The sequence below is a fragment of the Robertmurraya sp. DFI.2.37 genome, from assembly GCF_029211245.1.
Lineage (GTDB): Bacteria > Bacillota > Bacilli > Bacillales > Cytobacillaceae > Robertmurraya > Robertmurraya methanolica_A.
The window spans coordinates 1-295 of record NZ_JARGEJ010000707.1 but is presented as its reverse complement, the minus strand read 5'-3'; the positions used below and the strand labels follow the sequence as shown (position 1 = coordinate 295).

At 38.3% G+C, this 295-nt stretch carries 1 protein-coding gene; it reads right to left on the bottom strand.

Annotated features, from left to right (window positions below; translation table 11 throughout):
* Nucleotides 1-295, bottom strand: a 295-nt coding sequence (locus PZE06_RS28310) for a solute carrier family 23 protein (RefSeq protein ID WP_275792441.1), incomplete at both ends; no start/stop codon positions are given.

The window sequence follows — 295 nt, the reverse complement described above, 5'->3', positions numbered from 1 at the left end:
TTCCCTTACCGCTGTAAAATCAACGATACCCACGATAGCCGAATAAATATAACCAACAATTAAGCCTAACAAAATTGGCATTGCACTTAAAATATATTTGAAATAGACGGTGAAAATAATCGCCGCAAATAGCGTCACTAACGCGGCAGTAAAGTGAATAAAACTATATTCACCATTCACATTCATGGCAATATCCACTGCTGTTGCTGCTAAACCTAATCCGATTACCATAATAACCGGTGCAACCACAATCGGTGGTAAGAGACGCATTAACCATTTGTATCCTGTTTTCCAA